General features: G+C 40.4%; 11 protein-coding genes and 1 tRNA gene. 9 read left to right on the top strand and 3 right to left on the bottom strand.

The genetic code is table 11. The features are described 5' to 3' along the window. Positions 1–40: 40 nt before the first annotated feature. Complete coding sequence (locus tag F0361_RS04395) at positions 41–691, bottom strand: 50S ribosomal protein L25/general stress protein Ctc (protein WP_138257885.1); 651 nt, start codon at positions 689–691, stop codon at positions 41–43. Between the two features lie 57 nt (positions 692–748). After that, entirely contained in the window at positions 749–1,690 is a 942-nt protein-coding gene (locus tag F0361_RS04390) for a ribose-phosphate pyrophosphokinase (protein WP_138257884.1), read from the bottom strand. 188 nt (positions 1,691–1,878) lie between these two features. Here F0361_RS04390 and F0361_RS04385 point away from each other — a divergent pair. Next, positions 1,879–1,960: transfer RNA gene (locus F0361_RS04385), tRNA-Leu, on the top strand. A 123-nt stretch (positions 1,961–2,083) separates the two neighbouring features. Here F0361_RS04385 and F0361_RS04380 read toward each other — a convergent pair. Then, positions 2,084–3,037: an alpha/beta hydrolase gene (locus tag F0361_RS04380; protein WP_154917378.1), complete on the bottom strand. Its 954-nt coding sequence runs from the start codon at positions 3,035–3,037 to the stop codon at positions 2,084–2,086. 241 nt (positions 3,038–3,278) lie between these two features. Between F0361_RS04380 and F0361_RS04375 the strand changes: the two genes are divergently transcribed. The 8 genes from F0361_RS04375 to F0361_RS04340 all read left to right on the top strand — a co-directional run bounded on the left by F0361_RS04375 (position 3,279) and on the right by F0361_RS04340 (position 14,596). After that, the gene (locus F0361_RS04375) at positions 3,279–3,785 is read left to right on the top strand and encodes an RNA polymerase sigma factor (protein WP_154917377.1); all 507 of its coding nucleotides are present in this window, start codon (positions 3,279–3,281) and stop codon (positions 3,783–3,785) included. A 112-nt stretch (positions 3,786–3,897) separates the two neighbouring features. After that, the gene (locus F0361_RS04370; protein WP_154917376.1) at positions 3,898–5,058 is read left to right on the top strand and encodes a FecR family protein; all 1,161 of its coding nucleotides are present in this window, start codon (positions 3,898–3,900) and stop codon (positions 5,056–5,058) included. Between the two features lie 113 nt (positions 5,059–5,171). After that, positions 5,172–8,735, top strand: coding sequence for a SusC/RagA family TonB-linked outer membrane protein (locus F0361_RS04365; RefSeq protein WP_161598200.1), 3,564 nt, complete (start codon positions 5,172–5,174; stop codon positions 8,733–8,735). A 4-nt stretch (positions 8,736–8,739) separates the two neighbouring features. Further along, positions 8,740–10,305, top strand: coding sequence for a SusD/RagB family nutrient-binding outer membrane lipoprotein (locus F0361_RS04360; RefSeq protein ID WP_154917375.1), 1,566 nt, complete (start codon positions 8,740–8,742; stop codon positions 10,303–10,305). 61 nt (positions 10,306–10,366) lie between these two features. Next, positions 10,367–11,869, top strand: coding sequence for a mandelate racemase/muconate lactonizing enzyme family protein (locus tag F0361_RS04355; RefSeq protein ID WP_240042696.1), 1,503 nt, complete (start codon positions 10,367–10,369; stop codon positions 11,867–11,869). 181 nt (positions 11,870–12,050) lie between these two features. Further along, the gene (locus tag F0361_RS04350; RefSeq protein WP_154917374.1) at positions 12,051–12,989 is read left to right on the top strand and encodes an RraA family protein; all 939 of its coding nucleotides are present in this window, start codon (positions 12,051–12,053) and stop codon (positions 12,987–12,989) included. 36 nt (positions 12,990–13,025) lie between these two features. Continuing rightward, a complete protein-coding gene (locus F0361_RS04345) occupies positions 13,026–13,478 on the top strand; it encodes a nuclear transport factor 2 family protein (RefSeq protein ID WP_161598199.1) in 453 nt (150 codons plus the stop codon). 11 nt (positions 13,479–13,489) lie between these two features. Then, positions 13,490–14,596, top strand: a complete 1,107-nt coding sequence (locus tag F0361_RS04340) for a bile acid:sodium symporter family protein (RefSeq protein ID WP_240042695.1) — start codon at positions 13,490–13,492, stop codon at positions 14,594–14,596. Positions 14,597–14,622 lie beyond the last annotated feature (26 nt).

The following is a 14,622-nucleotide window of genomic DNA, read 5'->3' as shown; positions in this document are numbered from 1 at the left end:
ATATTTAAACCGGGATGCTTTTTGGGTCTGTAAATCAAATCTATTCTTGGGCAGCTTCTTCAGCTGGGGCCTCTGCTCCCTCAGCACTTGCTTCTGCTCCTTCTTCTTCATCAGTTTCTTCATCCTCGTCATCGGTCATAACCGCAGTACGTGCAGTTTTAACCTGTACTACCGTAGTGGTATCTGGGTGAAGGATGGTGAAATCGTCACTTAACAAGGACGAAACCGCAATGTTCTGGCCAATTCTAAGTTTGGAAATATCCACATCAAAGAAATCCGGTAATTTATCCGGTAAGGCCTTAATGGTAAGTTTTCTTTTTCTGAACAATAAACGTCCACCGTTTCTAACCCCTGGCGAGTTTCCTTGCAACCTAACTGGAATATCCATGGTTACCGGTTTGTCCTCGAACAACTGATAGAAATCAATGTGCATGATACTGTCAGTAACAGGGTGGAACTGGATGTCCTGCATTACGGCGTTCACCTTGGTCCCGTTATCCAATTCAATTGCAACTGTGTGCGCATTGGCGGTGTAAACCAAATCCCTGAACGCTAGTTCATCTGCTGAAAAGTGCAATGGTTTATCCCCTCCGTATACTACGCAAGGAACCTTTCCAGCATTACGTAGGGCCTTTGTTGACTTCTTGCCCACGCTTTCTCTTTCTGATCCTTTAATTGTAATTGACTTCATTATATGTATTAAAAATTAAAAATTCTAATTGTCTCCTGGTCCGTTCTTAGTCTCTTTTTACATTAAAAACTTGGACGAAATGGAATTGTTGTTGTGTACTTTGTGCATAACATCCGCAAATAGATCCGCACAGCTAAGTACTTTTACCTTATCGCTTTTTACTTCCAAAGGGATGGAATCTGTAATGATCAATTCCGTTAGTTTGGACTTTTCGATTTTCTCGTAGGCATTGCCGGACAATAAGCCATGGGTAGCAATCGCCCGTACGCTTACCGCTCCCCGATCCATCATCAAATCTGCAGCTTTGGTCAATGTACCTGCGGTATCCACCATATCATCCACCAGAACAACATTCTTCCCTTGGACATCCCCAATAAGTTCCATGTGGGAAATGACATTCGCCTTGGCCCGCTGTTTGTAACAAACGACTACATCGCTATCCAAGGCCTTGGAATAGGCATAGGCCCTTTTTGATCCGCCCATATCAGGTGATGCAATGGTTAGGTTTTCCAATCCCAGGTTTTGCAAATAAGGGAGAAACAACGTAGAGGCGAACAAATGATCTACAGGTTTTTCAAAGAATCCTTGAATCTGGTCCGCGTGTAAATCCATAGTTATGATCCGGGTAGCTCCAGCCGTTTCCAGCATTTTTGCAACAAGTTTAGCGGCAATGGGTACCCTTGGTTTGTCCTTTCTGTCCTGTCTGGCCCATCCAAAGTAAGGCATTACGGCAGTTATATGTCGCGCAGAGGCACGTTTGGCACCGTCGATCATCAACAACATCTCCATAAGGTTCTCCGGACCGGGATGGGTAGATCCAATGATAAATATTCTTGCACCACGAATGGATTCTTCAAAAGAGGGTTGAAACTCACCATCGCTGTAACGGGAAAAAATAACGTTGCCCAAATCCACACCATAGGCCTTGGCAATTTTTTCTCCTAAAACCGTACTTTGGGTACAGGCGAAAAATTTTGGTTCTGGAACGCTATATGGCATGGCTTGTTTTTTTGTATCTCTGCCCTTAGAATAAAGTAGGCCTAATGCCTTGTTTCTACTGTGCTCAGCGCAGGTGTTTTCTAAGGAGGTGCAAATTTAGAAATTAATTTGTCTTGCTAAAGGATAATTGTTGAATTTTTTGGTGTGGAAATAAAAATATTTTTTAGTTTTGCAGTCCTATTTTAAACGCTCGAGTGGCGGAATTGGTAGACGCGCTGGATTCAAAATCCAGTTCTTTCGGGAGTGTGGGTTCGATTCCCACCTCGAGTACAAAGAAAAAGCCGAGATTCATGTCTCGGCTTTTTTGTTTCTTTAGATAAGGTATAGTTTCAGAATGGAATTATCTCAGGTGCTACCTTTAAAATTTATTAAACGCCATTATCGCTCTAATATTTATTGCTTTGCCATCACTTCTTTCCCAAAGCCATTGACATCCAACCAATGAACAAAAGCATCGAACCAGCGATTGCTCGTACGGTTTGGATTTCCTAGGCCAAATCCATGTCCCCCGTTTTGATATAAGTGGAATTCTACTGGAATACCAGCTTTATACCAGGAATCAATAATCCCAAACTGTCCTCTAAAAAGAAAGTCATCACTTGCAATAACATTAAACATAGGAGGTGCGTTATTAGGAACTTCAACAGGTCCCATACCACCATAAATGGGGCCTATAAAAGCTAACTTCATAGATTTTGAATTTAGTGTTGAATGCATAGTTAGCCCGGCCCCTGCGGAAAACCCAATCATTCCTATTCTCTTTGTGTCCACGCCCCATTCCTTTGCACGTTCTATTATCATTGCATAGGCGGCCTCTGCATCCTCCAATTGGTTGGAAAGGTCCATTTGTCTAGGCGGCACGGGTGTTTCTTCCTTATTCCCATTCGAATTTTCAGTAGGTTCTGGAGTTCGAGGTCGGTTCATCCATGCGGTGAAATCATCAAGGGACTCTGGGGTAGGGTGTAAACGATATTTAAGTACGAAAGCAGCATATCCTTCCTTGGCGAGTGCTTCTGCCACTTCCCAGCCTTCATTACCCAGGGATAGCCATCTAAATCCACCACCAGGGGCAACAATAACAGCTGCGCCATTTGCCTTATCAGTGTCTGGTAAAAAGGGAGTAAGTGTGGCTTGCGTTATATTTCTGGCCATAGGATCGCCCCATTGCTTAAACCAGGATTCCTTGGCAGGCTGATTTTCCACACCTCCTGTTTTTAACGGAATTGCCTTCGGTTCCTTCGGTGCTTCAAGTGGATAGATTGTCCCATCTTGGGCTATCATAGGGCATTTGCCAAAGAAAACCAGAAAAATGGCGAGTTTCAAAGGGATTTTAAAATTATTTAGCATTTAAAGGTGTTTTAATTACACTTAAATGTAAAAAATATATTTAATAAATAGCCCTTATAATTCAACGTATCCACGAACAATGAATTTTCTATTTATTAAAGACAAATTTTTACAATATGATATTTTTATTGCATATATAATAGCAATTTAATACATTGCCTCTATTAAGTGTAAAAAACACAGTTATAAATAGGTAATTTGTAGGCAGCAAATACTTCACCTTGGAATCGTAAAAACACATATGATGGAAATGCCAAGCCATAAACTTCTAGAGCAAATGTTTTTGGACCATTATAAAGAATGGTGTCTAAAATCCTTTAGTTATGTTGAAAATATGGATGATGCCCAAGATGTTGTTCAAAACGTTTTTGTCAAACTTTTGCAAAAAGAAAATCTTTCCCATGTTATTGATATTCATAAATATCTTAATGTGGCAATAAGGAACGAAAGCCTTAAAAAAATTAAAAAGAGCCGTGAGACTTTTCAGCTTAACAACCAATCAACAGAAGTACCTTCCCATGAAAGCGAGTTGATAAAAGGGGAAGTTTCTGAAAATATGCTAAGAGAACTAGAGGCTTTACCTGAGCAGAACAAAAGAGTTTTTACCCTATGCGTACTGGAAGGTAACAAGTATGAAAGTGCCGCAGAAATCATGGGAATTACCGTAAATACGGTGAAATATCATCTTAAGAAGTCTTTTAAGTCTTTACGGGTAAATTTAAAGGATGTGTATTTATGGTTCTTATAATTTAAGCATTCTTTAATTTTACACATCTTTTTTTGATAAATCCACTACCCGATTTTAATCTTCATGGGTCTTAATAGTAGACAACGTTGATTTGTTTACTAAATAAATAGGATTGATAGCAAATATTATAGTTAAGAGGATCAAGGGTACTTTGAGTCGTGAAGAAGAGCTTTATTTTCAGAAATGGCTTTCCCAAAGCAAGGATAATCTACTTACGTATCAAAGACTGGTGAAGTTGCATGAGCTAAATGTGCCTTTGCCTGATGTAGACGAACTGGATGCCAAGAAAGCTTGGCAACTTGTTGTTCATGCCGGAAAGCAAAAAAGAAAGAACGATTCAAAATTTTCTGGAAGGGATATTCTAAAATACGCCGCCATTTTCGTGGGGTTATTGGGTTGTTTTTTTATGTACAAGTCTTTTCAGGAAGATATTTCTATAGTTGAGCCAATTGATCCTGATTCCATAACATTGGTTTTGGGTAATGGAAAAACGCAGGTACTTACCAATGAGGGTACGTTGAAAATAACCAATACTAAGGGAGAGGTTCTTGGCGAAAAGGTGGATGGTTTGGTTGATTATTCGCAATCAAAAAATGAAGACGAGGTGGAAACGGAGTCGGAATATAACACCTTGAGGATACCCCATGGAAAGACTTTCAAGGTAGTCCTTTCAGATGGAACTTTAGTTCACTTGAATGCTGGGTCATCTTTAAAATATCCTGTAAAATTCCAAAAAAATAAAAATAGGGAGGTCTCATTAATTGGTGAGGGTTTTTTCGAAGTAACAAAAAATGAAAACAGTCCTTTTATAGTCACATCTGGTGGTGTGGATGTTAGAGTGCTGGGTACCAAATTTAATATAACATCCTATCCTGAGGACCAGAACCAAAATACGGTTTTGGTCGAAGGTTCAGTTCGACTTTACAAAACCGGTTCTATTTATGACCTGGAAAACTCTACCCTGCTTTCACCTGGCTATAAAGCCGAATGGAATACAGAAACTAACAATATTGATTTAGAAAAAGTACATACAGAATTATATACAGGTTGGATAAACGGCAAACTGATGATGAAGGAAATGGTCTTTTCCAATATTGTTAAAAGGCTCCAACGGCATTACAATGTTACCATTACAAGTGAGAACCATGAATTGAATAATAGAGTGTTCACGGCCACATTTGAGAAAGAATCAATTTGGGAGGTATTGGAAACATTTAAACTGGAAACACCCTTTGATTATGAAATTGAAGGGGACCATATACGTATTAAATAGCAACCTTAAATCGACTTGCCTATGGTTACAAATTAAAAACTAAAATCAACCTACAGAACCCACTCAATTCTGTAAGAAAGAAAACTGAATCAATTAATAATCAACAATATGATATGAAAACTAACGATTTATTAGGGTTATTTAGACCCGGTTACATGAAAATTGGTTTAACGACCAAACTATGTTCGCTCTTATTTATCGCCGCGCTCATTTCTGCGCAGGCGAACACCCTATCCCAAAAAACCAAGATGACCATTAACTTGGAAGACGTGCCAACGTACAGGGTTATGGAAGAAATTGAGGCAACTACGGAATATAAATTTCTGTATGATGTCAATAAAGTGGATACTTCTAGAAAGGTTTCCATCAAGGTTAAAGACTTAGCACTTGAAAATGTACTGCAAGTACTTTTTAACAATACAAATACCGATTTTGTTTTTAGTGGAAATCAAATCGTATTGAAACCTAAACAGGTACAAACCAATACGCCAAAGTCTAGTGTAAAAAGTTCGGACAATGAAACCACTTCTGTTCAACAAAGCGTGTCTGGAACCGTAAATGATACCAACGGGCAGCCGATTCCCGGGGTTTCGGTAGTTGAAAAGGGAACTTCAAATGGAGTTGCAACCGACTTCGATGGAAATTACTCCATAACCTTATCCCAACCAAACGCGGTGCTCATTTTCAGTTCACTGGGGTTTTCCAGGAAGGAAGTAACCGTGGGGCAATCCAGTGAACTCAATGTTGTATTGGAAGAAAACGTTGAAGGACTGGACGAGGTTGTGGTGACTGGATTGGGAATAAAAAGGGATGCGAAAAAAGTGGGATATGCGGTCACCGCTGTGGATACAGAGGAGCTTACCAAAACCAGAACGGTAAATGCTATGGAGTCTTTGCAAGGTAAGGTAGCCGGATTAAATATCAGCCCTCCATCAGCAGGGGCTGGTGCCAGTGTTCAAATTCGTTTGCGTGGTCAATCCGCATTTGCCGGTGCAAGCAATTCACCATTATTTGTAATCAACGGTCTTCCAATAGATCAAGGTGCTAGAGGGGCCAATGGACGTGATAATCAAAGAGATCTTGGGGATAACCTACAAAATCTTAATCCGGACGATATTGAAAGTATGACGGTTCTTAAGGGAGCTACTGCCGCCGCTATTTATGGTGCTAGGGCAGCTAATGGTGCGGTAATAATAACAACAAAAACAGGTACCTTAAACCAAGGTATTGGGGTTGATTTCACATCAAGCATTACTACTTCGCATGCGTTGAATTTCTTGGATGAAATAAGACAAACTGAGTATGGTCAAGGAACTGGAGGGGTTCGGCCACAGACACAGGGAGAGGCCCAAGGTACAGGACAGTTTAGTTTTGGCGAAAGATTTGATGGAGTACCCACGGTCAATTTTGATGGTGTGTCTAGACCTTACTCGCCTAATCCATATCAACTCTACGATTTCTTAAGAACAGGGACAAACCTAACCAATACCGTTGGGTTTTCCGGGGGCAATGAGAAAGGAAGTTTCCGTGCTTCATTTGCAAATACTTCCGCTAAGGGTATTCAACCTGCGAATGAATATGAGAAACGCATATTTAATGTAGGTATAAATTATAACGTTACAGAAAAGCTGAACATGCTTTTAAACGTTAACTATACGAACGAGGAGAATATCAATCCACCACAGATTGGTACACAAGGCCCAGGTGCCGTAGGTTTTTTCAATAGATTGGCTATTTCTACGCCTATTGAGGCTTATCGTCAAAGTGCCATTGATCCTGTTACTGGTGCAGAATTGCGTACCAATGGATTTTTAGGAACTATCAACAATCCCTATTACCAATTACAAAAGAATCAATTTTTTAATGATAATAGGAACCGTCTGTTAGGTACGGCTACTTTAAGATATCAATTTACAGACTGGCTATACCTTCAAGGAAGGTATAATTATGATTATGCTACCAATTTTACGGAGTGGAATGAGCTTAATGGAGCTGGTGCTACAACGACCCTAGAAGGTGATACAGGGTTTTATAGAGGTCGTTATGACATTCAGCAGACCCAAACGCGGGATGTAAACGCTGATTTCTTATTGGGTGCAAATAAGGAATTTGGAAAGTTTTCGGTTGATGCAAGTTTTGGAGGTAATACTTGGCGTTCGCAATTTCAAAGAAATGCCCAATATTCAAGATTGTTCGTAGTACCTGATTTATATTCAATAAAAAACGGAACAAGTTTCGAAACTGATGAAGCCGCTTTTCAACCTTACCAGTTTAGTACCTTCAGAATCAATTCTCTCTATGGATTGGCTGAATTTGGATATGACAATCTTTTATACCTGAACTTTACGGGTAGACAAGATTGGTTCTCGGTACTAAACCCAGAGGACAATAGTGTTTTCTATCCTTCTGTTTCCGGTAGTCTTATCTTTTCTGAATTGATGAAAGAACAAAGTTGGTTGACTTATGGTAAATTAAGAGGTTCTTGGGCAGAAGTAGGTAGTGCCAATGGTGTGGGGACCTATGAGGGTATACTGAATTACACTATTAACCCACCATTTAATGGCCAAACCACTGCAGGGGTTGCAGGTAATTTTGCCCCAAATCCACTTTTACGACCTTTTACGGTTACAGAGAAAGAAATTGGTTTGGAAATGCGGATGTTTAACAGTCGCCTCCGTTTTGATATAGCTGCTTTTGATAAGGTGACCACTGACCAAGTGCTGGATGTAACCTTATCCAACGCATCTGGTTATGATAATTCAAAACAAAACTTGGGATCCCTTAAAAACTCTGGTTTGGAAACTTTGGTAGAAGTGGTGCCCATACAGACCGATGATTTCATGTGGTCAAGTACATGGAACAACGCCTATCTTAAAACAGAAGTATTGGATGTTGGAAATGATAGTGGTACACTTTTATTAATTTTCTTTAATGGAACCGGAAACGAATTTCTCGGAGAGCTAAGATATACGGAAGGATTGCCAATGAACCAACTATATACCAGAACGTATAGAAGAAATGACAGTGGTCAGATTCTAGTGAACGATGATGGTAGATTATTGGCTACAAACGGTGATACGCCTGGAGCTGAAAACACAAATGGATTTTTGCCCGTTGGTTCTTCCATACCAAAGCACGTAGGGGGTTGGAATAACAACTTTTCATATAAGAATTTGAATTTCAGCTTTTTGATTGATTATAGATTTGGTGGTACGATGTTGTCGTCCACACATTTGAACATGACTAGGCAAGGACATTCCCTGTTTTCCCTTGAAGGTCGTAGAGAGGGAGAAAATGGTGTAGTTGTTCCCAATAGTGTCTATGAAAGTAATGGACAGCCAAATACTACGGCGGTAAGCAATTTGCAATCTTTTTATGCAGACTACCGTAACCTTCAAATTGGAGATCCATTTACCTTTAAATCTGATTTTATAAAGTTGAGAAGTATTTCATTATCCTATGATCTTACGGATATTGTTAGCAATGTGGCGGACTTAAAGTTTGTAAAGGGATTGACTCTAGCTGCTTCTTGTAGAAATGTAGCTATTCTTTATAAGGATATTCCAGGACTTGATCCTGAAGCTATTCAGTCCTCGGGTGATTTTAGGGCCGGTTATGAAAATTCTGCGCTGCCTACTACCCGTAATTTTAATTTTAGTCTTAATGTTAAATTCTAGAACCATGAAAACGATACAACATATATTATACCTAGTTTTAGTCTGCCTGATTTTTCAAGGGTGCGACGAAGATTTTGTGGAAGTGAACACGAATCCTTATCAAGTTAATGAGGTTGATGCGGCACTTTTGTTTGCCGGAGCGCAAAGGAGTCATTTAGGAACTTGGGCAGCTGAACATACCATTGTACAACATTTTGTAATTCCTTATAATCAGGGAGCTACCCTAGGTTTTAATTTTAATGAGGATATTGATGGGGTAAACAATCCCAAATGGAATGATTCATACCCATCTGTCATACGAAATTTGGTACAAGCTACCGATTTGCTCGGTGAAGATACTGACCGTGTCAACTTATTAAGTATGATCCGTATTTGGAAGGCCCAAGTTTTCATGGGGGTCGTAGATACTTATGGTGATGTGCCATATTCCGAGGCTGGAAAGGCGGTCAGTGATATCATTTACTTTCCTTCATATGATGATGACGAAGCTATCTATGATGATTTATACAATGAGATAACAAGTGCGGTTGCATCCCTTAATGCCAGTGGTGATTTTGTTTCGGATGATTTGTTTTACGGAAGTAATGGTAGTCAACCTACAAACTCTGCGTCGGCACAAGTTGAAAAATGGAGAAAACTTGGAAACTCTTTATTGTTGAGATTGGGTATGCGCTATTCAAAAGTTAATCCATCTAGGGCGGAATCTATTGTTTCGGAAGCGTTTTCCGGTGGAGTTATGACTTCGAATGCTGATAATGCGTACGTCAAATATGATGGCAACGTGTATGCCTGGGGAGACAATAATCAGCTACGTAATTTTTCCTTTTTCAATTATGCCGCTGAGCCACTGGTGGACCAGTTAAAGACAACCAATGACCCAAGGGCAAAGTATATGATTGCAATGTTTGAAGATCCCGGGGCAGTGGCCAACGAAACGAATCCAAATACGGATTTAGATAATCAATTTGGTGTTCCAGTCGGTGTTTCTGATTTGCAATTATCGGACACATCCCTTGGGTACAGAGGACCAAAAGGAACAGGTCTTGACTATAGCCAGATTAATGTTTTTGCAGCCGCTTCCCCTGCGGCACCGGCATTTTATGTAACCTATGGCCAAACATCTCTCTTATTGGCAGAAGCTGCCTTTAGAGGTTGGGTCTCTGGAGATGCCCAGTCTTATTATGAGGATGGTATCAGGGCCAATATGGATATTTATTCTTTGTATCCCAATACGGAGCCTATACCAGCATCTGAAGTGGATGCTTATTTGGCCGAACCTGAAGTTGCCTATAATGCTTCAAACGCTTTGGAGCTTATTAATACTCAATATTGGTTGGCCAATTACCGCAATGGAACAGAAGCATTTGCAAATGTTAGAAGAAGTGGATTCCCTGATTTAGCCCGTAATGATTTCAATGATAATTTACTGGCAAACGGTGGTGACGGATTTGTGCATAGAATGACATATCCAGACCGAGAGGGTTCTGCCAATTCCGATAGTTACACTGCTGCGGTCTCCGCCATAGGGGGTGACAATCTAGTTTCGAGGGTATTCTGGGATGTGGAATAAAAGGATTAATTTAAAGGGATAATTTATTAAGAGCTAAAAACTTAAAATCCCTAACTAAATTATGATGGAAAACACACTGCGAAAACTAGTATCGAAATTTAAAAAAGAGGAAGAAGGTATCTTGGCCCTTAGAAACAGGGAACTGGAAGATCCTAGAATCACGGACCAAAGAAGAAACTTCCTCAAAAAGACCGCTTTGGGTGGAATAGCGATGACCGGAATGATGGGTCTTGGTATCGAGGATACCATAGCGCAAACAACTTCCAAGGTCAGCAGGATGTCTGCCCCGTCGGAGTTGAAGATTACCGATATGCGCTATGCACTGACCAATGTTATGGGCGGTACGGCCATTATCAAAATCGAGACCAATCAAGGTATTTATGGTCTTGGTGAGGTAAGGGACGCTGCGGATGTTCGCTATGCCTTGTTTTTGAAGAGTCGCATTTTAGGAGAAAATCCATGCAACGTAGAAAAGATATTCAAGAGCATCAAGCAGTTTGGCGGACCTGCAAGGCAAGCGGGTGGTGTATGTGCCGTTGAAATGGCATTATGGGATATCTGTGGTAAAGCGTATGATGTTCCGGCTTGGCAATTATTGGGAGGAAGATATAGGGATAAGGTTAGGCTCTATGCAGATACACCCGAAGCATCTTCTCCAGAGGAACAAAAAAGATTGATCGACTTTAGGATAAATGAACAAGGATATACCTGGTTGAAAATGGATGTTTCCATAGGGGAACTTCGTGGCAAACCAGGTACTGTTGTAAATGGTAAGTTTTGGGAGAACGATAAAGGAGTATTGGCCCAATGGGGCGATCGAAGAAACATGATGTCCTACGGAAATACGATGCATCCTTTCACGCAAATCCAAATCACCGAAAAGGGTTTGGAAGAACTTCAAAAGGTCGTGGAGGATGTACGCAATATGGTAGGCTATGAGATTCCCATTTCTACGGACCATTATGGGCATTTTGATTTGAACAATGGTATTCGATTGGCAAAGGCCTTGGACAAGTATAGATTGGCCTGGTTCGAAGATATGGTGCCCTGGCAATATAATGAACAATGGCGCACTATTACCGATGCTATAGAGACACCAACAACGACAGGTGAGGATATTTATCTTCTAAAGGATTTTCTTCCTCTGATACATAACAGGGCAGTGGATATCATCCATCCAGATTTGGCATCTTCTGGTGGACTTTTGGAAACAAAAAGAATCGCCGATTATGCCGAAGAATATGGTATAGCAATGGCCATGCATCAGGCGGGTACACCGGTTTCATTCATGGCCAATGTACATTGTGCTGCCGCTACCCAAAACTTTTTGGCATTGGAGCATCACTCTGTTGATGTTCCTTGGTGGGAAAGTCTGGTAAAAACCGTTGGCGGTTTTAAAATGATCGATAAAGGTTTTGCAACTGTACCATTAACGGCTCCAGGTCTGGGAATTGAGTTGGATGAGGAAGTAGTGAAGGCCCATTTGCACCCTTCTGATAAGACATTCTTCAAATCAACGGAGGAATGGAATGAACTCAGGTCTCATGATAGAACCTTTAGTTAAATTTTGAATTATAATTAAGTGTATTGAGTAAGGGTTTACCAATATTAAAACTTTGTATTTGAGTTAGTTTAAGTTGAGCAGGAGAACGCTTCCTTGATATGGAAGTGTTCTCAGCTTGCTTACTATTGTAGCTTAGGTATTTTGTTAATTTGAATATGGAAAAACTTTAAATCGGGTTAAAATGAAAAATTTCAAAATTGTACTGGTCTTGTTTTGTTTTACATATTATTTCCAAGGCGATGCTCAAGGGGTGACAGGTTCTGTGGAATATATCAAGGAGCTGACTTCCCAATGGAAAGGGGAGCGCTTTGATGATGGAAGACCCAAGGTAACGGATGCCCTTTTAAGCAGGATGAAAAATATACAGATAGAGGAGGCCTGGGGCTTTTTAAGAAGTAGAGGCTACAACAACCAATATGAAGGGGAATGGGAAATTATCCATCCGGAAGGTGTTATGACTGGAAGAGTGGTCACTGCCCAATATATGCCGTTAAGACCGGACTATCAAAGATTGATAAAACTAAAGGGAGCCGAGGAAAAAAGGGATACCATAGGGGGCAGCAATTCCTGGCCCATTCAACAGTTGGTACCGGGAGACGTTTACGTGGCGGATGGATATGGTAGAATCATTGATGGTACCCTTATAGGTTCCAATTTGGGGAATGCCATTTATGCCAATTCACAGAACGGGGTCATTTTTAATGGCGGTGTACGTGACGTGGCGGGTCTTTTGGATATTGAAGGCTTCAATGGATGGCATAAAGGAGCGGACCCGTCCTATCTACAAGAAGAAATGTTGTCTGCCATTAATGTGCCAATTAGGATAGGAAGGGCAACTGTTTTGCCAGGCGACGTGGTATTGGCAAATAGGCATGGAACCATCTTCATTCCTTCCTATTTGGCTTCTGAACTGGTGCTTTCCTCTGAAATTGTAGGCTTACGGGACATTTTTGGATTTCAGAGATTGCGGGAGAAGAAATATACTGCTGGCCAAATCGATACCAAATGGACCGATGAAATCAATAAGGATTTTGAAAACTGGTTAAAATCCTATCCGGACAGCAAATTACCCATGACAAGAAAGGAGCTTAACGATTATATGGATTCCAAAAAAAATTAAATATCAAACCATTAAATAAAAAGGAATATGATAGCAATGAAGTTGCGTTTTCTTTCTAAGGTTGCGCGGGGACTAACACTTATTACACTTTTGGGCCTTACTTCTTTTATTTCGGCGCAGAATCGAAATAAGAATGTTACGGAAATAGAGAAAGCAGTTACCGAATTATACGGTGCCATGGTGGACAAGGAAAAAGAAGTTTTGGAGCAATTGACATCGGAAAATTTATCCTATGGTCATTCCAGTGGTGCTTTGGAAAATAAATCGGAATATGTAAACGGGGTACTGAACGGTGCATTTCAGTTTTCTTCCATTACGCAAAAGGAACAGACCGTTGCGGTAACCGGTAATGTAGGTGTGGTTCGGCATATTTTTGAGGCCAAAGGAAACAACAATGGTAAACCGGCCGAGGTAAGGATTGGCTGTCTATTGGTATTTAAAAAGGAGGGCCGATGGAAACTACTGGCGAGACAAGCTTATAAACTTTAAAATATTTACTCTTGGGAAAAATCAATATTTATTCAATTTCTTTAGGCTTTGCGGCGGTTTTCTTATTGGTCGTCGTTGGTATGATTATATCGGGAAATATAGATATGGCAGGACCTTTCATACTAATTCTTTTTGCCCTCATTGCATTCGGCTTCAACGGGTATGAAAAATTAAAAGGTCTTATTTTTACAATTATGATTTTTATGGGGGTGACGGCTGCCCTCTACTACCCATCCTATTTCACCAATATTGGTGATTTCAAGCTCACTGTACTTATAATTCCACTTATACAAATTATTATGTTCGGTATGGGTACCACTATGAGCATCAAGGATTTTGCAGCTGTTTTTCAATCACCTAAGGGTGTTGCTATAGGGGTGTCGGCACAGTTACTAGTAATGCCCATCATTGGTTACATTTTGGCACAGATAAGTGATTTTCCTCCGGAAATTGCAGCCGGTATCGTTTTAATTGGCTGTTCCCCAAGTGGTGTGGCCTCAAATGTTATGGCTTTTTTAGCCAATGCCAATGTTGCTCTGTCCATAACCATTACATCCATAGCAACATTATTGGCTCCTTTTCTTACGCCACTAATGATGAAGGTATTTGCAGGTGAATTCATTGAAATCGATGTGCTTTCTATGATGTGGAGCATTATCAAAATGATTATTCTTCCCATAGGTGCGGGTCTTTTGGTCAATAAACTTTTGGGAAAAGGTGCCAATTGGATTGGTCGAGCCATGCCGCTAATCTCAATGTTGGCCATTGGATTGATCATTACGATCATCACAGCTGCGGGCAGGGATAGTTTGTTGGACATAGGAGGCATATTAATGTTTCTTGTATTGATCCATAATTTCTTTGGATACCTTCTAGGTTATTGGTACGCGAAACTCTTCAAAATGTCCGAAGAGGATGCGCGAACCATTGCTCTTGAAGTGGGCATGCAAAATGCTGGATTGGCATCTGGTATTGCCAACAGTCTTGGAAAAATAGCAACCATGGGATTGGCGCCCGCAGTGTTTGGACCATTGATGAACATCACTGGATCTGTATTGGCCTCTTACTGGCATGGAAAACCAACGGTGAAGGAAGCTAAAGTTTTGGAAACCAATTAATAAATAAAATTAATCACATTAACAAA

It is taken from the genome of Maribacter flavus, assembly GCF_008386635.1.
Taxonomy (GTDB): domain Bacteria; phylum Bacteroidota; class Bacteroidia; order Flavobacteriales; family Flavobacteriaceae; genus Maribacter; species Maribacter flavus.
The sequence above is the reverse complement of the archived record's forward strand: the minus strand, read 5'-3'. Positions and strand labels throughout refer to the sequence as shown.